Genomic DNA, 19,400 nt, shown 5'->3' on the forward strand with positions numbered 1-19,400 from the left:
GGTTGCGCATCGACATCCCTGTCTAAAGAATACGGTAAAGCGTCGTGTCTCGGCGGATCAGATGATGGAAGATCACTGCCAACATGTGTAACGTGAAAAGCGCCAAAACGATCCATGCGCTCCATTCGTGGATGGCAGACAATGTCGGCGCAATCTGCGGTGACTTCGCAAGCGGGCTCCAGATCGGCACAAGACCGAACCATTCCAGCGGGAAACCATGGGCGTTGGTTGCCAGAAACCCCGAGAAAGGCATGATGATCAAAAAGACGTAGAGCAAACCGTGGACCGTGTGTGCTGCCATGCGTTCCATCCCTGCCCCCTGAATTGGCGGGGCAGGTGCAACCAGCCGCGCACCAACCCTGAGCAACATGGCCCAGAGAACGAGGAAGCCAAGGCTTTCATGGACGAGATAGAAATCGAGTTTGACCTCGTCCTTCACGAAGCCGATCATCAGACCCAGTGGCCATGTCAAAAACAAAAGCAGTGCCACGATCCAGTGTAACGCCCGCGAAACTCTGCTGTATTTCGTGACATGATGTGTCGGATCATGGGCCATTCGTCTTCCTTCTCCAGAAACAGGCGACGTCCACCATACCAGAAGAGTACACGGTTTTACGCAGCCGGAAACAGGGCGGATCACAACATGGGAAGTCCCATCGCTTGCCATGGCATCTGTAACCAGGAATAAGGAAGACCAAGGTCTTGAAAATGCTTCTGGAGGAAACCGCATGAAGAAGATTTTGGTACTCACAATCGCCACCGCTACATGTCTGGGTCAGACCGTTCCAGTTTTCGCACAAAGCAATGATTTCAATCTGACCTATTACGTTGAACGCACCCCGGAAGCAGCACTCGACATCGAAACCTGCGGTGCAATCGTTGAAGAGACCGCCGCCAAGGCAGGCTTTGAGGCGAATGTACAGAACTTTTCGGGACAGCTCGTCCTCGTCAGTGGAGGCAAGGAGGGACACGGTGTCTTCACCGTTCAGTGTATTGCAGTCGAAAAGACGACCGTAAGCGTCGTTCAGGGCATCGACTACCGGAACAGGAAAGGTCCTCTCGGTCAGTATGCAGACTATGTTCAAGCGGCGATCATGGCTGCGAAGAAGTAGGCCGGCTTACGCTTGCGGCCACATCACGGATGAAATACCAGTTATTGGTCACGTCGGTCTTCACCGCTTATAATTGCGTTGGCGAAAGCGGCATCACACGGCGATCGTCAGAATCTCGCTGCACCACCCCTCACAGACGGGCGATCAGGTTGAGCTTTTGGGTGACGCAGGTCCGCTGAGGTAGTGATGTGTTGACTTTATAAGTGTGCGCTTTGATAGATAGCGATGAACTCGCTTGCGGGAAGAAGTTTGGAGTACAGTCCCGGCCGAGACATTCCTAGACGGTGTCCATGAGGATGATCGTGCAACGGTAATCGCAAATATGAAATTGACGGCGATCGAAAGTCGACCCTTCCAAGTCATCGACCGTGTTAAACGTGGTAAAGCCTTCGTCCGGGTACATGATTACGGTCAGTGCATCAAGAAAGCTGACGGTTACTCAACGCTCTTCACGGACATTGTCGTTGAGGCACCGCCTGCCGACACCATGGCAAGCAACTGAAACTTGCCCTGAAGGCATCTGACTGCCGGTCAACACCACGGCACTTCTCACACAACCCACGTTGGAATAGACCAACAGATCGAACGGATCAGCGTAGTTCGCCATGGTTAAGGCACACGCAGTGCATTCAGCTAATGTGCGCTATTCTTTTGAGATCAGCCACAGCACCCGGCGCCCCAGCGACTACGGGAGCGCCTTTGGTTAGCCGTTCGCCTTCGGTAGGGAACGGGTGAAACCAGCCGCCTGCTTCGCGAACGAGGCAGAAACCGGCCATGCAATCCCATGCATGCATGTAAGGCTCGTAATAACCGACCAGCCGACCGGCAGCGACGTAAGCCAGCATCAGCGCACCGGAACCGTTGCGGATGAAATTGCCGCCGGATGCGAGAAGGTCTTCGACCATGCTGGCAACGAAGGCTGGCGTCACATAATTGTTAGCCCCAATGCCGGTTACAGAATTGCGTATGTTGCGTGTGTTATCAAGCGTAAGTGCCTTGCCGTTCAGCGTCGCGCCCATGCCCAGTGCACTGCTGTACACTTCAACGTGGCATGGCGCGTTGATCACGCCGATCACCGGCTCGCCGCCACTGATCACCGCAATCGAAACGCACCAGTTGGGCATGCCATTGACGAAGGGGCTGGTGCCATCGATTGGATCGACCACCCAGGTGAAGGGGGATGTACCGGCAATCAGACCGTATTCCTCCCCGAGAAATCCATCGTCAGGAAATGCCAGCGCAACGCGGTCGCGAATGAGTTTTTCGACCTCACGGTCCGCGATAGACACCACGTCCTGCGGGTCGCGTTTTGTTTCGATAACCAAAGCATCGCGATTATTGTAATAATCGAGCGCCACGGCACCCGCCTCGCGTGCGATCTCCTGTGCCAGCTTCAGCCGGGCTTCGATATCCTGTTGTGTGGACTGCATGAACTGATCTCTCAAAAATTGACCTATAGTGAAATGATGGCGATGCCGCGCTCTTTGAAGCCAATCGCCACATCCGTTGCCGGGTGGATCGGCCGCTCCACCGAAGGATCGACAACGAAGAGCGCGCCGCCATCGGTCTCCACTTCATATTCGATGTGATCACCCAGATAGGCCGCGCTGATGATCCGCCCGGGAAAATCCGCTTTGGTCGCCGGAGAAAGCGTGACGGAATTCGGTCGCACCGCCAGTTGCCCGGGGCCGGGCTTGACGCCGCGGCTGGGTACGCGATGGACCAAATCCTGCACGCGGATGACTGCCTGATCGCCCTCGATACCCGTGACCGTGCAGGGCACGACATTGGCCTCGCCCATGAAATCGGCGATGAAGGCGGAGGCAGGGCTTTCATAGAGATCGCGCGGCGATCCCTCCTGCGCGATGTGTCCGTCCTTCATGACGATGATGCGATCCGAGACGGCCAGAGCCTCGTCCTGATCGTGGGTGACATAGACGGCGGTGAACTGAAGTCGCTGCTGCAACTCGCGAATTTCGGTGCGCACACGGCGTCGAAGACGGGCATCGAGATTGGACAGGGGCTCATCCAGCAACAACACCTGTGGCTCCAGAACCAGTGCACGGGCAACAGCAACGCGCTGCTGCTGGCCGCCCGAAAGTTCTGCCGGAAGCCGTTGTCCCATGCCCGCAAGACCGACCAGTTCGAGGCCGTTTTCTGCCTTTTGCCGGGCTTCCTTGCGGCTGAGACCGGAGGATTCCAGACCGTATGCTACGTTGTCCAGCGAGCTCATATGCGGAAAGAGCGCATAGGACTGAAACACCATCGAAACATCGCGCTCATTGGCTGGCAGCATGGTGACATCCTTGCCGCCAATCAGGATGCGGCCGGAAGTGGGGTGTTCGAGGCCAGCCAGCATGCGCAATGTCGTCGTCTTGCCGCAGCCGGATGGCCCAAGTAATGTCACAAGGGTGCCGGGCTCGATGGTGAGCGACAGATCGTGAATGGCGGTGAAAGCACCGAACTGCTTGCGGATATTCTGGAGGACGACCGAGCCGGGACGGTGGTTCATGTGGCTTTCTCCTGAGTGGCCGTGCTCCCAATCGGGGCGGCAATGGGTGTCGTCGCGGTCACGGCAATGCCGTGGACACGGTTTTCGCGACGCAAGCGGCGTTCACCGACCAGCAGCTGGAAACCGGTTATGACGGTGATCATCACGACAATCAGCATCGACGAATAGGCGATGGCGACGCCGTACTCGCCGTTCTCGACCAGGCCAACAATATAGGATGTCGCCATGTTATATTGAGCGCTGACGAGGAAGATCACGGCGCTGATGGAGGTGATGGCGCGGACGAACGAGTAGACCAGTGCCGCGGTAATTGCCGGCCGCAGCAACGGCAGGATGACCTTGCGGATGGTGCGGAAACTGTTTGCGCGCAGCGTCATGGAGGCTTCATCCAGGCTCTTGTCGAGCTGGCTCATGGCCGCAATACCGCCGCGCACGCCGACCGGCATATTGCGGAACACGAAACAGGCAACGAGGATCAACGCTGTGCCGGTCATTTCCAGCGGCGGCAGGTTGAATGCCATGATGTAGCTGATGCCGATGACCGTGCCGGGAATGGCAAAGCTCATCATCAACGCGAATTCGAACAGCCCACGCCCGGCAAATTTCTGGCGCACGATGACATAGGCCGTCGCCAGACCGACCGCTGCCGTGAGCGGTGCGGATATGAGGGCGATTTCCATGGTCGTCCAGAACGAGTTCCACGCAACGCCTGTCCAAGCAATGCCGCCATCGCGGAAGCTGAACGAAAAGGCACGTGCGTAGTGATCCAGTGTCAGCGAGTTATCCAGGCCCCAGGTTTTGACGAAGCCGCCAAAAGCGATCATGCCGTAAACAACCACCGTAAAGATCATCCAGGGAATAACCAGCGCATGTACGAAGATGGACAGCGACTTCGGCAAGGCGATATGCGACCCGGAATCGCCCTTGCCAGTGACGGTGGCGAAGTTCTTCCCGGCCAGCCAGAAGCGCTGCGCCAGAAAGGCCGAAAGCGTGAAGCAAAGCAGGATGAGGGCGAGCACGGCAGCACGCGACGGATCGTTCTGTGAGCCGACGACGGCAAAGAAGATTTCCGTCGATAGCACACCATGGCTGCCACCCAGCACCAGCGGATTGCCGAAATCCGCCATGCTCTCGATGAAGCCGATCAGGAAGGCATTGGCCAGCCCCGGCTTCATTAGCGGCAGCGAGACGCGCCAGAAGGTGCGCCAGCGATCCGCGCGCAGGGTCTGCGATGCCTCTTCCATCGATGGACTGACACCTTCGACGACACCGATCAGCACCAGAAAGGAAATCGGTGTGAAGGAGAGGACCTGCGCAATCCAGATGCCGGTCAGGCCGTAGAGCCAACGGCTGGGTTCGATGCCGAACAGGTCAGAGAGCCCCATCGTCACCATCCCGGCACGGCCAAACAGCAGCGTTAGTGCTAAGCCGATGACGAAGGGCGGCGTGATGATCGGCAAGACCGTCAGCAACCTCAGGCCCTTCTTGAAAGGAAAGCGGGTGCGGGTGGCAACCAGCGCGAACGCCAGACCCAGCAGCGTTGAGCCGGTCGCAGTCATGATCGCCAACCACAAGGTTCGCCACGCCAATCCGCAGCGGTCGCCGCCGACAATGCAACTCAGGCTCCAGATGGATGGGTCCTGAATATTACGGGCGAAGCCTGACCCGTTGAACGAGCCATCGAAATCCTGAAAACCGCCAACGAACATACTGCCGATGGGATAAAAGACGAAGATTGCGACGAGAAAGACCAGAAGCGAAATGGCGGCGACGACGAATGCATCGCCCTTCATCACACCACGCTCAGCCAGCCCGAAGGCGAAAATCAGAACGAAAAGGAAGGCCGAAAGCATGGCGCCAGCGCCCATCGCTGGCTGGCCATTGGCAAGAGCGCCGAACAGGTTTTCGGTGATTGACCAATTCCAGCCCGAAAAGCCAATCGCAAGCCCCTGTAGTGCCAGAAAGACCACGCCAACACCGCCCGCCCAGGCCAATACGGTCCCGCGCAGCATCGAATTGGTGATGAAGCGTGCACATATCGCTGCCAGTAGTGCCAGAAAGGCGACCGCCAGCCACAAGCGTCCATATGCGAAAATCTGCAACAAGCCAGGGCCATCGGCTGCATCACTGAAGAAACTCGATAGCCAGTTGAAGGACAGAAAGCCGCCTTCGATCCGATACCACGGCAGAATGAGGAAAGCTGCAATGCCAGCAATCAGCGTCAGGTCTAGCCTTCGGTTGCGATTGTCCATAACGGTCGCACGTCCTTCGATGGTCGAGTGAGACGAGGGAAAGGAGAGCTGCGCAGCCGTAACGAAGACAGCTGCGTAGCGATGGTCCGATGTATAGGATCAGTTGGCCTTTGCGCCGATCTGGGTATCCCAACGGCCCAGCAGTTCCTTGCGCTTTTCAGGATCGCCATAGGTCTTGAAGTCGTAGTCGATCAGCTTGATGTCCTCGAACTTCGGTGCCTCTTTGGGAATTTCGGCATTCTTGTTCGATGGCAGCTGGAAGGATTTGGCGTCCTTCATGTGCGATTGCACTTCCGGCTTCAGCGCCCAATCATACCAGATTTTGGCATTTTCCAGATTGCGCGCACCCTTGATGATCGACATGGAGCCTATCTCGTAGCCTGTGCCTTCGCAGGGAGCGATGGACTTGATCGGGAAACCTTCCGCTGTCTGCGCAACGGCGTCATGCATGAAGACGATGCCGATTGCCGTTTCGCCACGCGCGGCAGCCTTGACCGGTGCGGAACCGGACTTGGTATATTGGGAAATATTGGCGTTGAGCTTGCCGAGATACTCGAATGCCTTGTCCTCACCCATGATCTGGGCGAGAGATGCGAGCGCCGTATAGGCAGTGCCAGAGGAGTTCGGATTGGCGATCTGGATTTCGCCCTTGAAAGCAGGGTCCAGAAGATCGGCCCAACACTTGGGCTCCTTGTATCCCTTGGCCTTAAAAATCTCTGTATTATAACCCCAGCCAAGCGCACCGGCGTAAACACCAACGGTCTTGTAGCCAGAGCTTTCCGCCTGCTTCTTGGCCCAGTCCTGCAACTGGTCGAGCATGGGCGATTTATATTCCAGCGTCAGATTTTCGGATGCGGCCTGTAAATGCGGATCGCCCGTTCCTGCCCACCAGACATCGGTCTTCGGATTGCGAGCCTCGGCGCGGATCTTGGCATAGGTTTCGCCGGACGACAGGCGAACCATGTTGACCTTGATGCTGTTTTCCTTCTCGAACATGTCCTTCATCTGCTCGCAGATGACCACATCGGCCGAGCAGATGAGATTGAGATCGCCAGCAGCCAAAGCCGTCGATGCACTGAAAGCCAGGCCAGCCGCAAAGCCGGCCGCTGCGATATGCGCTGCGCCCATGATTCTTCCTCCCATTTTGAATGACGCCTCCACGTCACACGCTTTGCAAGCGTGTGCAAAGACTTGATGATGCCGCTGGCAATGTCAACCGACAATCTGCGATATTACCAATTTTAGAACCTAATCGGCTGTCATCAGCCTGTTGCACACTCTTGCAAACATGTGCAATGAATGCGCAAACGAGGCCGCCATGAACGACCGGAAGATTTTTGTCAGCGCCAAGGACGTAGCCGACCGAGCGGGAGTATCGCGCTCTGCCGTATCGCGCACATTTACCGCTGGCGCCAGCGTTTCAGCGGAGACCCGCCGCAAGGTGACGGAAGCGGCAGAAGCGCTGGGTTATCACGTCAACCACCTCGCGCGCGGGCTGATGCGCAACGAAAGCGGCATCGTCTGCCTGGTGGTATCCGAGCTTGATACGCCCTACCGCGCAGGTTTGATCAAGGCCTTGACGCAGGAATTGCAGGCCAATGCCAAGGTGGCGATGCTGATCAACACCGACCGCTCGGACCACAGCGTGGAACTGGCGCTCAGACAGGCCATCCGTTATCGCGCTGATGCATCGATCATTCTTTCAGGCATGCCGGATAAATCGATCACTGATCTCTGTCTGCGCAACGGTCAGCGGCTGGTGCTGATCAACCGCGACGACGAGCAGGCCGGTCCTCTGCGTATCAATCTTGACGATCGCGAAGCGGCACGCCGTGCCTTTACAGCCTTTTTGCGCGCCGGCTGTCGGGAGTTCGGTTTTGCCAATTCCCAGGCCATGACCCCGAGCCTGATGGCGCGTGAGGAAGGCTTCGTCGCTGCGGGACGCGAACGCGGCATCGAGATCAGCGTCGAACGGTTTGGCCCAACGTCCTACCAGAGCGGCACGGTTCTGGCGCAGCGTTTCATGACCCGGGCAAAGCGGCCGGATGCAGTGTTCTGCGCCACCGATCTGCTGGCTTGCGGCTTCATGGATTCCGCCCGCCACCAGTTCAAAATCGATGTCCCGTCAGAACTCTGTGTCATCGGTTTCGATGACATAGAGCAGGCGTCATGGTCATCCTACGATCTCACAACCTTTGCCCAGCCGGTAAGGCTAATCGCCCGCGAGGCCGTTTCCTGGCTCAGCCAGCCGGACGACGTGGAAATGTCTACAAACCTGTCGAAACTTATGCCGGAGTTGATCTGGCGCGGGTCCGTAAGAGGCAAGTAACTGTCTAGATTGTTTGGATTATGCGATGTCTGGAAACACGCGTAAAATGGACACCTACTGCGGCTACATAAGTAGATGAGCGTCAGGGTGACCGGTGGTGTTTCGACTGATGTGCACTTCGGCGGCGCTCAAAAGTTCAGAACAACTGGAAATGTCGTCACCCGAATTCTGAGACGCCAACACATGTCGAAGTAGGGCCGCTATCTGCGGCCCCCACCTGATCAGAACTGGCGGCGGAAGCCGACTGTAACGGCATGGCTGTTGAAATCGGTGCTCGATGTTGTGCCATCATTCGCGGTGAAATCGAAGTCATTTGCAGCTGTGTAACGATAACCGATATCGAATGTTGTGTTGGTGAAGAGGTTCGTATCACGCAAAAACGAAATCGTGTTCAGGTCAATGCCAACGCCCGCATCCAGATGATAGGCAAACTTCGTATCGTCGTCGTTCATTTGAACGCCGGTGCCAGATGTGCCCTGGCGACGGAGCTTGAGGTTCATGGCGCCAACACCGCCACCTAGATAAGGTGTGACTGCCGTGCCGGTTGGAACATCGAGATAGCCGTTGACGTAGCCCTGGATGGTGCTGGCCGAGCCGAATGATCCACCGCCAGCGCCGATGCCGTCGACCGTATGCTCATCGACATCCGCACGGCCATAGCCGATTTCGAGTTCAAGACGCGGCGAAACAAACCCGTATGAACCAAAGCTGTAACCGGCTCTCAATGCGCTGTAGGTGCCGAGATCATAATCCGTGTTGAAGCCAGAACCTACCGCACTAAAGTCCGTGTCATCCAGAAATGTCAGGCTGCTCAATGTACCGAGGTAGAAACCGCCGGGATTGGCGACAACGACAGGCTCGTTCTGAACAGCAAGGTCTGCGGCAGAAGCAGACGATGCCAGCAGTGCCAACACGCCCGTAAACTTGAGAAGACTTTTCATCTGAAAACCTTTTTGAATCAGCCCCCGCCGATAGGTTGAGCGTGGTCGATTCCGCCTTAGCTGTCTATGACGTCTTTTGTTTTCCGGTATTTTCGAAATTAGAAATGAAAAGAGCGTTGCACCACGGCAACGAATGAGCATGACGCCTAATGCGAAGGTTTGGTGGGATTTCTGCGCGTTACAACAATGCGTGACGGGTGGTCCGGGAACAAAGTGGCCCAGCGGTTGTTGTTAGTCACGACCTAAAACCGCTCATTTACGGTGTAAAATGGACCCCTACCCTTCCAACGCTACCTTGCCTGTGCTGTCATCTGACGATCTTGAAGAGATAGACCGGTTTCACACTGCGTGGTGCGAAGAAAACAATATCGGGAAAACGGACGAGAGGGCCGCCGAAGTGGCGTCAGCCCTAATCGACTGGTATTCGACAAGCCCTTCCTATCGCCAGCGCACGAAGCTTGACCATCCACCTGAGCTGCCGATCTCCCAGACTATCGAAACGCTACTTGAGCGCCTTGGTCGGGTTAGACAATAATCATTGTAGGCAATGCAGATGCCGGTGCGGGTTGTCTGAAGACAGATCATGAGCTCAGTTCAAAGAGCGCGGTCTGAGGTCAACATTAGACCCACCTGCCTGTCCATCGCTCAATCCGCTTCAACCCTATTTCCATCTCGGTCAAAGACATGGAGCTTATCTTCAGGCAGACCAACGCTGATCGATATGCCTGGCTGTAGCAACGCGCGGTCGGATGAGAATAGTTTGAAAGGTAGGCCGTGCACCTTCAAGTGCAGGATGATACCAAGACCTGTAGGCTCTACCAGTTCGACCTGCGCCTCAACACCGCCCGCTTGAGGAGCCACGATGACGTGCTCGGGTCGAATACCGAGCGTCATCGCTTCGCCTTGTTCGACCGGAAGTTTTCCGCCAAGACCAAGTTCGCTGCCGTCGGGTAGAGCCATATAGCTGCCCTCTGCCTTCTGCACACAATGCCCTTCAAGGAAGTTCATTCCCGGCGACCCGATGAAACCTGCGACAAACAGGTTTGCCGGTCGGTCGTAGAGATCGAGCGGCGCTCCGATCTGTTGAACGTAGCCCTCATTCATCGCCACGATCCTCGAGGCCAGGGTCATCGCTTCGATCTGGTCATGTGTGACGTAGACCGAAGTCGCGCCGAGGTCCGCGTGCATGCGTTTAATCTCGGCCCGCATCTGCTCCCGTAGACGAGCATCAAGGTTCGACAGCGGTTCATCGAACAGGAATGCCTTTGGCTGTCGCACGATGGCGCGTCCCATGGCGACACGCTGACGCTGTCCACCGGACAGCGCCTTCGGGCGACGTGCGAGATAGGGGTCGAGCCCAAGTTTGCTCGATGCGGACGAGACGGCGGCGGCAATCACTTCTTTGGGGCTGCGCCGCAGACGAAGGCTGTAGCTCATATTATCCGCGACGCTCATATGGGGATAAAGAGCGTAGGACTGGAAAACCATGGCGATATCCCGGTCCTTCGGCTTCAGGTCGTTGACCATCTGCCCGTCGATGGAAAGCGTGCCTGATGTAATCTCCTCCAACCCAGCGATCATGCGCAGCAAGGTGGATTTGCCGCAGCCGGATGGGCCGACGAGAACGACGAACTCGCCATCCGCAATGGAAAGGTCAACGCCGTGCAGCACAGGATGATCGCCATAGGACTTGACGACGCGGTTAAGCTCGATGGAGGCCATGGATTTATCCTTTCACCGCGCCAGCCGTCAGGCCTTGCACGAGATATCGTTGAATAAGCAGGAAGAAGAGGCACGCCGGAATGAGCGCGAGAACGCCCGCCGCCATCATTTGCCCGAAATCGACCGAGAACTTTGAGACGAACGTCAGCAGACCGACCGGGAATGTCGCACTCTCGTTTCCTGAAATGAGCATCAGCGCAAAGAGCAACTCGCTCCACGCCGCAGTAAAGACGAAGCCCAGCGTTGCCGCTATTCCCGGCAGCGTCAAAGGCAGGATGATCTGCCGGAACGCGGTGAAGCGGCTGGCACCATCAATCATCGCGGCCTCTTCCAGATCTTTCGGAATGCCGTCGAAAAAGGACTGCATCAGGAATGTGGCGAAGGGCACGTTGAACGCGGTGTAGACGATGACAAGCCCGGTCAGGCTATTGGTCAACCCAAGCGGTGAAAGCATCTTGAAGATGGGCGCCACCAACATGACCAGCGGAAACATCTGCGTAATTAGCATCAGCGCGATGATCCAGTATTTCCCACGAAAGCGGAAACGCGAGAGGGCGTAACCCGAAAGAGAGGACAAAATCGTCACGGCAAAAGCAGTTGATCCTGCCACGATGACGCTGTTCTTGAAGAAGGTCGGGAAGGCACTGTTTTCGATCACGAACCTGTAGTGGTCGAAGGTCGCGCGCGAGGGCCAAATGCGGACACCCTCGCTATAAAGCAGGTCGTTCGGCGTCACCGAAACCTTGAGAAGCCAAAACAGCGGAAATAGCGCAAAGGCAATGTAGGCGAGGATTGCCAGACGATGCGAAACGGTGACGAGAATTTTGCCGGTCATGGGTCAATCCTTCTCGATGAGACGCTGGCGCATGATGACGATCAGCATGGAGTAGGCAAGCAGAAGCACCAAAAGCACGAGGGCGATTGCCGAGGCATAACCGAAATCCAGCCGCTTGAAGGCTTGCGTGAAAATGTAGCTCGCTACGATCTGCGTGCGATCCGCCGGGCCGCCATTTGTCATGACGATGATGAGATCGGCAAAGTTGGCGATCCACACTGTGCGCAGTAGCACGGTTATAGCAATCGTCGGCGCGAGAAAGGGAAGCGTTATCGATGTGAAGCGCTGAAGCGGACTGGCCCCGTCTATGGATGCGGCCTCATAGAGATCGCGGGGTATTGCCTGTAGAGCAGCCAGCAAAGTGATGGCAAAAAAGGGAATGCCCCACCAGACATTTGCGATGATTGGGCCCCACATCGCCAAATTCGGGTCGGCAAGAATGTTGTTGGGAGCCGATAGCACTCCAAGCCACGTCAACCAGTGCGGCAGCGGGCCAATGACAGGATTGAACAGCCATGCCCAATTCAGGCCTGCCAGAAAGGTCGGCACGGCCCAGGGCAAGAAAACCAGTGCCTGCGCCAGTCCTCGCCCTGCGAAAGGTTTGTCGAGCAGCAGCGCAAGAATAAGGCCGAAGAAGAACTGCAGGAAAACCGATGCCCCGGTCCACCAAAGAGTGTTCTTGAGCGCACGGTAAAACGCTGTGTCCTGCGAGAGCGTTTTCAGATGATCAAGCCCCACAAAGCCGCCGGAAAACGGATTGAGCAACTGAACATCGCGAAACGCATAGGAAAGACCTAGCAAAAGCGGCACCATCATCACGGTTATGATGAGGACCAGTACGGGTGCGCTGTAGAGCCAGGGCTCGGCTGCGACAGCAAGCCGTCGGCGTAATGCGGGTCTACGCTGCGCCATAGGCCCGGCGTTTTGAGTGTAGGACATGTCTTGCTCCTCAGCGACATAGGGTCATGGCGGCATAAGACGCCATGCGCTGATCTCAGGTGTTCCGGTCTTGCGGCACGGTCACGCAGCGCGCCCTTTTGAGCGCGCTGCGTTTCTCGTTCACTTCGTAGACAGGAACTTCTCTTGAGCCTTCGTCATGTAATCAGCCCACTGCTTGGCAAGATCTTCCGGTGTGATGTCACCCAGAAGAGCTTCCTGCGAGGTTTTGATCACGAGCGAATCCTTGAAATAGGCGAATTCCTGGAGATAGGTTGGCATGGTGGTTGGCACCGCGTTCTTGTCTGCCAACTCCTCGAACCAGCCCTTGAACTGTTCGCTGGCGTAGAAGGGATCCTTTTCCGCAGAAGTGTGGACGGGAAGAGCGCCGGTCTTCTTGTTCCACTCAATATTGCCCTCTGGCCCTTCAAGTGTTTCGATCAGCTTCCAGGACAGGTCCTTATCCTTCGACGTTGCCATCATCGACCAGCCGGCAAACCCGATGGTCGGGAACGCTTTGCCATCAGGTCCTTTAGGCATTGTCATCACGCCAAAATCTTCCGCTTTCATGCGCTGTGCAATCGCAATCAGAGCATCCGGGTCCTGATCGAGGAACGCGCAGGTGCCAGAATAGAAACCTGCAACGATTTCATTAAAGCCCCAGTTGACGCTGTCCTTCGGTGCATAGCCATTCTTGTAGAGGTCGATGACATAGGTCAGGCCCTTGATCCAGCCCGGGCTATCGAAGGTCGATTTGCCGTCCTTTGTGAAGAATTCGTTCGAACCCGCCATCGCCGCGCCGAACATGACCCAACCGTTCAGACCACCCGCACCGCCGCGCAGGCAATAGCCATATTTGCCGGTAATGGCCGCAATCTTCTTCGAAGCGTCGGCAAACTCGTCGAGCGTCTTCGGTAGTTCCTTTACACCGGCCTGATCGAGAAGCTTTTTGTTGTAGAACATCGCGCGCAGGTAAAAGCCATAGGGCAGCATGTAAGCGGTGTTCTTGACATCGCGGCCTAGTTCCAGGGCACGTTCGCTCAAACCAGGAGTATGCTCCCACTTGGCGAGATACGGCTCCAGACTTTCGAGCATGTTGTTATTCGCATAGAGCGACAACCAGGTGTCGGGCATTTCAACGACGTCTGGAACGTCGCCCGCTGAAACCATGGTGGCGAATTTTTGAAAGGCTTCGTTCCAGGGAAGCGAAATGATCTCGACCTTCGTGCCGGGATTGGCAGCTTCGAATTTGGAGACCAGACTTTTCAATACTTCCGTGCGCTCAGGGCTTGTAATGACTTCCACAAGCTTCAGGCTTGTATCGGCAAACGCCGTACCGGCCATCATGGCGGTGAAGAATGCTGCTGCTACCAGTTTTTTCATTTCGTTCTCCCTTTTGTTTTGGTCAGTTCTTTAGAAACGTCAGGCCGCGGCGGAAGCCTCCCTGATCGCGGGTTCAAGGTCATTCCAAAGTGCGTCGGTGCCCTCCAGTCCGACATGCAGGCGCACGGAGCGCGGGCTGATGCCGAACGTATGCGCCGAATTTGGCTGCGCCTTCTGTTCGAGCACCACTTCACCGGGGACGACCAGGCTTTCATGCCCTCCCCAGGAAACTCCAAGTTTGAAAAGTTGAAGCCGGTCAGCGAAGGCGCGGACATCGACACCCTCGCGGAAAATGAAGGAAAACAGGCCGGATGTGCCGTTAAGACCAGCAGGCAGGCGGTTCGCCAAGCCGGGATGGCAGACAGTTTCCACCACATCGAGTGCCTGTAGCCGCGACGCGATTTCAAGCGCCGATTCCTGATGTGCCTTCATGCGGATTGGCAACGTACGCAGACCGCGTATCAGCAACCAGGCATCGAAGGGTGACATCTTGCCGCCAAGATAGGGATAGGCTTCTGCACGGATGCGGTCGATCATGGCTTTGGAACCGGCGACGACGCCCGAAACGACATCACTGTGTCCGCCGAGATATTTCGAAGCAGAATGGAGAACCAGATCAACACCAAGCGACAAGGGCTTCTGAAAGATCGGGCTGGCCCATGAATTATCGATCACCGAGATGGCGCCATGGCGTTTTGCAATTGCCGCCAGCGCGCCAACATCGTGCGCCTCCATGACCCAGCTTGTCGGGCTTTCCATATAGAACAGCTTTGCACCGGGCATCGCCTTTTCGATAGCCGCCTCATCCCGGCCATCTACATAGGTCACCTCGATGTTCATGCGCCTCAACAACGTGCCGAACAGACGGAAGGCATCCGGGTAAACGTGGCGTACTGCAAGGATACGATCTCCGGGCGACACGAATGACAAAACGGTAGACGAAATCGCCGCCATGCCGCTCGCAAAACCAAGCGAATCTTCCGCGCCCTCAAGCTTGGCCAGCATCTCCTCGAACATGCGCACCGTGGGGTTCAAACCGCGGGTGTAAACCGGGCGGCTCTTTTCCCCGCGATAGGTAGCGACCATTTCGTCGTAACTGGAGAAGGTGAACAGAGACGTCTGCACGATTGGCGGCACGACCGCGTCGAAAGCATGCACGCCATCATGGGCTACGATTATAGATGCGGGATCGAAAAGATCAGAGCCATCGCTCATTTGGACATGTCCTTGATATCTTCCTCGACAATGGCGAGGATTTTCAATGTCTCCGCCCGCGCAGCACCGGCGTCTTGGGCGACAATCGCGTTGAAAAGCGTGCGGTGAAATGGAAATGAGCGAGAAGCGAAATCCGGCCTGTCGAACGGCTTTGACCAGAAACGTTCGAAGCCCTCGCGCATCTGCTCCAGCAGTTGCTTGAACAGCGAATTATGGGTTGCGTCGTAAATGGACAGATGGAATGCGAGGTCGGCCTTGCCGGACGTGCCTTCGGCGAGATGAACCCGCTCCATTTCCTCAAGCCGCAGCCGCATCCGCTCAACGTCGTCATCGGTCCTGCGGCGTGCAGCCGCCATGGACGCTTCCACCTCTATGCCACGCCGCACCTCCAGCGTCATGAGCAGCGCATCACGAAGGCTTTCGGCTTCGATCGAGATTGGCATATGCACAGTCGCGCCAGAAATTGGCTTGATCAGATAATTGCCGCTGCCTTTGCGACTATCGATAACGCCCAGCGCCTGAAACTTGCGGATGACTTCGCGAATGGTGGAGCGGCCAACGCCAAGAGCCAGCATCAGCTCCCGTTCCGCTGGAAGGCGGCTGCCCGCCTTCAATCCCGCACGCTCGACAAACTCCGAAAGCGCGACCTCAACCTGTCGCACCCGGTCGACAGCGGGCAAAGGCGTCATCAATGCACTTCCGGCACCCTGCTTCATACAAGTCTCAACGCGATTAATTGGTCTGACATCTTACCGATTAACAGAGTTTGGACTTTTATCAAGAGGAGAATTTGATAGCCCACAGGCCACTATGGGGCTGCTCGCAACGGTCATTTGTGTAATTACTGCCGACCTTTAACAGCCACTTGCTAAGCAACTTTCGCGTGCTTAAAAGACCTTCAGCTTAATATGTGTTGGAGAGGACCAATTCGTGGAACAGGCAAATTCCCAGACCGGCAAGCGTAAGTCCAAGGCGCTTTTGATTTCCGCAGCGCTTATCGCTGTTGTCGTAGCCGGTGGCATGGGGGCAAAGATTTTCTACGAAGGAAAAGTCAAGGATTTGATCGCTCGCAGCGGTGCAACAGCAGGTTCCGTCGATGTTGATTTTCTGGGAAAGGTTCACGTTCGCGAACTGACCCTGCCGCTTGAAGATGGCAAGAATATTCGTATCGCGGCAATCGATGGTCGACCGAAGTTATCATTTCTGGATGGTGTTCTGGAGATGAAGGACGTCACAATCGACGCGCCCACTGGACAGATATCGATGGCTGAGGCTCGCGTCGAGAATGTTGCTTTCCAGAGAAAGCAGGGCGTGTCGGACCAACAGCGCGCTAATTCCCTTTCAAGGCGGATCGAGCGCTTTACGGCAAAGAGCATCTCCACGCCTGAGATGGTCTTCACCCAATCCACTCCGACCCTGCAGCAGAAGATCACCTACAAGAACGCGGCTCTCACAGACGTTGCCGACGGCCGCATCGCGCGTTACTCAGTTGAGACGGCCAGCTATGACATCCAGATGGATTTGCCTGATGCCAGCGGCGAGTTGAAAAAGAAGCACGTTGTCGGATCGAATGGGATGTTGGTCGGTCAGGATATCGACCTCGCTTACCTCGCCAGAATCTATTCGGAAAAGGCAGGCCCCGACGATAAGGAAGCAAAACCGCTTTACGGTCCGCTCTCAGTCAAGAGCATATCCTTTTCGGAGGGCGACAGACGTTTCGGCTATGATGAAATCCGCAGCGACGGCTTTAGCGTTCGCATGCCAGCCGAACCACTTGCGGACACCATAGCTGCACTGACAGCGAACAAAAATCCCAATGAGCTTCCACCAGCCGAGCAAAAAGCGCTTTTGACCAAAGCGCTCTCAATTTTCGACATATTCGGCAAGAGCAACATGCAGTTGCTCGGGTTCAAGGCAGATGTGCCGGATAAGGAAGAAGGGTCGACAGGGAAAAGGGTCAAAGGCGAAATCGACCGTATGGACATGCAGATGGACGGTCGCAAGGTCGACTTCGCCATGAATGGAATGCGGATTGGAAGCGACAACGACAAAATTGGAATTGATGAGTTCAGCCTGAAGGGCTTCGACTGGACTGCCACTGCAAAAGGCCTATCCGAAATCGTCGGGCTGGATGAAGCTGAACTGGCGACCTTTCAGTTTCAGCGTCTCATACCGGAACTCGGACGAATTCGTCTCGGCGGGATCAATATCGATGCCACTGCACCCGAACAGCCGGACGGAGCAACAACCGGAACGCCCGAGCGCATCAAGTTCTCGCTTCGAAACTTCGAAATGGCGCTGACAAAGCCCTTCAACGGCATCCCAACCGATGTCGAAATCAGGCAGGATGACCTTTCACTACCTGTCCCGGCAGACTCGTCTGAGGAAATCTTCATTGAGGCGCGCAAACTGGGATTGGACGCGCTGACCTTTTCCTATGGCTTCTCCGCGGGATGGGATGAACCGAGCGACAATCTCAATATCCGCGACATTTCCCTCAGCAGTAAGGATTTCGGGAGCGTCAATCTTTCAGGCCTCATCAGCGGCTTCACGCAGGAGTTCTTCTCCCTCGACATCAATCGCGCCCAAGCCGCGCTTTTTGGGCTCGCCGGTCGGGAAATGAAGCTCACGGTCAAAGACGAGGGCATGATGGCGAAAGCGATCAAGCTCTACGCCCTGCAAAACGATATGACCGAGGATCAGGTTCGTGGCACCCTTAGCTTAGGCGTCAATGTCATACTGATGCAAATCGCGGGCGAACAACCCAAACTCCAGAATGCTATGGAGGCCCTCGCCCGCTTCGCCAGCGATCCGGGTACGCTGACAATCACTGCCAAATCAACAGGCCCCAACGGCCTCGGAATCTTCGATCTCATCGCCGCGTCCGAAAACCCGATGCTCCTCTTGGATAAGGTCGATATCCAGGCGACTGCTGAGTGAGGATGCGGCAAGATTGAGATGTCCATCGGCGCTTTTTTCTGCGCCGATGGACATTAAGCGGGCCAGTTTGCTTCCCCGCTCGCTTTGTAGTCTCGGCTAAAGACGCGACATTGTTTCTTCATCGCGTTTGCCATCATAGAAGCGATGGATCGCGCGCTCAAAAAGTACGTCAGTTTCGCTGACGGCAGAAAATAGCGTCATGCAGGAGTGAAATTTCATATCGTCCGGAGAACCGAGAATGTCATGCGCGCTGTGATCCGAATGGCTTAGCATGGCCTCGGTACATTCCACCAGCCTTGCGCCAAGCAGAGGATGGTCAAGGTAGGCTCGCGCTTCCACAAGACCGGAGATGGCATAGAGACGGGCCGTTTCAGAGGTACCAAGGCCTGCTATCTGCGGAAAGATGAACCACATCCAGTGCGAACGCTTCTTGCCTGCTTGCAGCTCGCCGAGCGCAACCTCGTAGGTAATTTTCTGCGCGGCGATAAAACGCTCTAGCTTGAACTGCATGCCTTCCATCCTCTTCGAAGTGGTGGCTCTTGAACCGTGCATTGTCAAAACACGACCCGTCCAGGATTCAATTCAGCGATCATGACATGAGCGTTGTGAGCTGCCTACGGATGAATACCGATCGCAAGGAACTTTGAGAGTTAAACTCGGTTTGGGGAGGAACAGGGAGCAACGCCATGCCTGACATCAAATCTCCAGCCGTAAAATCACTCGAAGATGACGAAAAGACAAAGCGCGACCAACCCGATGTTTTAGACGTGGGGCTTGAGGGCACGTTCCCAGGATCAGATCCTGTTTCAGCCACGACCACGGCGACCACTGGTGCCGTAGAACCAGGTTCCGACAATCCTGACGTCGATCAGGCTACTGTGGCGCCTCTGGTGGATGAAGCTCTCGAAGCCGTAGCGACCCAGCACGATGACACCTACTCTGAGGCCCGAGAAGGCGTTGCGGCGCTAAAAGGCGAAATCGAGAGCGTAGCGTATCGTGGTGCTACCATGGCAGACAATGTGAGGGATCGCGTATGCGAGAGACCTATGCAGGCAGTGGGGCTCGCCACGCTTATCGGCTTCTTTTGGGGTATGAGTCACTCACGACGCTAGACCAGCCCTCGCTCTTTGCTAATCGTCTCTTGCCCACAGCTGTTCAAGTATCGCTTTAAGTTTTGCCTCTGCTTTGGTGTACAAAAACGTTCTGAATAGACCAGAGTCCTG

17 protein-coding genes are annotated in these 19,400 nt (G+C 56.0%); 4 read left to right on the forward strand and 13 right to left on the reverse strand.

Annotated features, from left to right (window positions below; translation table 11 throughout):
* Window positions 1-22: 22 nt before the first annotated feature.
* Window positions 23-556, reverse strand: coding sequence for a cytochrome b (locus ABUK73_RS12620; RefSeq protein WP_353577581.1), 534 nt, complete (start codon window positions 554-556; stop codon window positions 23-25).
* Window positions 557-728: 172 nt separating this feature from the next.
* On the opposite strand from ABUK73_RS12620, the gene ABUK73_RS12625 reads away from it, so the two are divergent.
* Window positions 729-1,112: a DUF6180 family protein gene (locus ABUK73_RS12625; protein WP_353577582.1), complete on the forward strand. Its 384-nt coding sequence runs from the start codon at window positions 729-731 to the stop codon at window positions 1,110-1,112.
* Window positions 1,113-1,741: 629 nt separating this feature from the next.
* On the opposite strand, the gene ABUK73_RS12630 is transcribed toward ABUK73_RS12625, so the two are convergent.
* From ABUK73_RS12630 to ABUK73_RS12645, 4 genes are all read right to left on the reverse strand, one after another.
* A complete protein-coding gene (locus ABUK73_RS12630; RefSeq protein ID WP_353577583.1) occupies window positions 1,742-2,542 on the reverse strand; it encodes an inositol monophosphatase family protein in 801 nt (266 codons plus the stop codon).
* Between the two features lie 23 nt (window positions 2,543-2,565).
* A complete protein-coding gene (locus ABUK73_RS12635; RefSeq protein ID WP_353577584.1) occupies window positions 2,566-3,624 on the reverse strand; it encodes an ABC transporter ATP-binding protein in 1,059 nt (352 codons plus the stop codon).
* Complete coding sequence (locus ABUK73_RS12640; RefSeq protein ID WP_353577585.1) at window positions 3,621-5,876, reverse strand: ABC transporter permease; 2,256 nt, start codon at window positions 5,874-5,876, stop codon at window positions 3,621-3,623. The genes ABUK73_RS12635 and ABUK73_RS12640 overlap by 4 nt, the downstream gene beginning before the upstream one ends.
* Before the next feature lie 99 nt (window positions 5,877-5,975).
* A complete protein-coding gene (locus tag ABUK73_RS12645) occupies window positions 5,976-7,004 on the reverse strand; it encodes an ABC transporter substrate-binding protein (RefSeq protein ID WP_353577586.1) in 1,029 nt (342 codons plus the stop codon).
* A 190-nt stretch (window positions 7,005-7,194) separates the two neighbouring features.
* On the opposite strand from ABUK73_RS12645, the gene ABUK73_RS12650 reads away from it, so the two are divergent.
* Entirely contained in the window at window positions 7,195-8,205 is a 1,011-nt protein-coding gene (locus ABUK73_RS12650; RefSeq protein ID WP_353577587.1) for a LacI family DNA-binding transcriptional regulator, read from the forward strand.
* Between the two features lie 221 nt (window positions 8,206-8,426).
* On the opposite strand, the gene ABUK73_RS12655 is transcribed toward ABUK73_RS12650, so the two are convergent.
* The 7 genes from ABUK73_RS12655 to ABUK73_RS12685 all read right to left on the reverse strand — a co-directional run bounded on the left by ABUK73_RS12655 (window position 8,427) and on the right by ABUK73_RS12685 (window position 15,926).
* On the reverse strand, window positions 8,427-9,146 hold the full coding sequence (locus ABUK73_RS12655; protein WP_353577588.1) for an outer membrane protein: 720 nt from the start codon (window positions 9,144-9,146) through the stop codon (window positions 8,427-8,429).
* A gap of 645 nt (window positions 9,147-9,791) precedes the next feature.
* On the reverse strand, window positions 9,792-10,868 hold the full coding sequence (locus ABUK73_RS12660) for an ABC transporter ATP-binding protein (protein ID WP_353577589.1): 1,077 nt from the start codon (window positions 10,866-10,868) through the stop codon (window positions 9,792-9,794).
* A gap of 4 nt (window positions 10,869-10,872) precedes the next feature.
* On the reverse strand, window positions 10,873-11,703 hold the full coding sequence (locus tag ABUK73_RS12665; RefSeq protein WP_113085837.1) for a carbohydrate ABC transporter permease: 831 nt from the start codon (window positions 11,701-11,703) through the stop codon (window positions 10,873-10,875).
* 3 nt (window positions 11,704-11,706) lie between these two features.
* Window positions 11,707-12,642, reverse strand: a complete 936-nt coding sequence (locus tag ABUK73_RS12670; RefSeq protein WP_353577590.1) for a carbohydrate ABC transporter permease — start codon at window positions 12,640-12,642, stop codon at window positions 11,707-11,709.
* 120 nt (window positions 12,643-12,762) lie between these two features.
* On the reverse strand, window positions 12,763-14,022 hold the full coding sequence (locus tag ABUK73_RS12675; protein ID WP_353577591.1) for an ABC transporter substrate-binding protein: 1,260 nt from the start codon (window positions 14,020-14,022) through the stop codon (window positions 12,763-12,765).
* 39 nt (window positions 14,023-14,061) lie between these two features.
* Window positions 14,062-15,237: a PLP-dependent transferase gene (locus ABUK73_RS12680; protein WP_353577592.1), complete on the reverse strand. Its 1,176-nt coding sequence runs from the start codon at window positions 15,235-15,237 to the stop codon at window positions 14,062-14,064.
* A complete protein-coding gene (locus ABUK73_RS12685) occupies window positions 15,234-15,926 on the reverse strand; it encodes a FadR/GntR family transcriptional regulator (RefSeq protein ID WP_113085889.1) in 693 nt (230 codons plus the stop codon). The genes ABUK73_RS12680 and ABUK73_RS12685 overlap by 4 nt, the downstream gene beginning before the upstream one ends.
* 241 nt (window positions 15,927-16,167) lie before the next feature.
* Between ABUK73_RS12685 and ABUK73_RS12690 the strand changes: the two genes are divergently transcribed.
* On the forward strand, window positions 16,168-18,177 hold the full coding sequence (locus tag ABUK73_RS12690; RefSeq protein ID WP_353577593.1) for a hypothetical protein: 2,010 nt from the start codon (window positions 16,168-16,170) through the stop codon (window positions 18,175-18,177).
* Between the two features lie 96 nt (window positions 18,178-18,273).
* Here ABUK73_RS12690 and ABUK73_RS12695 read toward each other — a convergent pair whose 3' ends face one another.
* On the reverse strand, window positions 18,274-18,687 hold the full coding sequence (locus ABUK73_RS12695) for a DUF1810 domain-containing protein (protein ID WP_454892368.1): 414 nt from the start codon (window positions 18,685-18,687) through the stop codon (window positions 18,274-18,276).
* A 176-nt stretch (window positions 18,688-18,863) separates the two neighbouring features.
* On the opposite strand from ABUK73_RS12695, the gene ABUK73_RS12700 reads away from it, so the two are divergent.
* The gene (locus ABUK73_RS12700) at window positions 18,864-19,289 is read left to right on the forward strand and encodes a hypothetical protein (RefSeq protein ID WP_353577595.1); all 426 of its coding nucleotides are present in this window, start codon (window positions 18,864-18,866) and stop codon (window positions 19,287-19,289) included.
* Window positions 19,290-19,400 lie beyond the last annotated feature (111 nt).

The sequence above is a fragment of the Agrobacterium vacciniicorymbosi genome (assembly GCF_040427045.1).
Taxonomy (GTDB): domain Bacteria; phylum Pseudomonadota; class Alphaproteobacteria; order Rhizobiales; family Rhizobiaceae; genus Agrobacterium.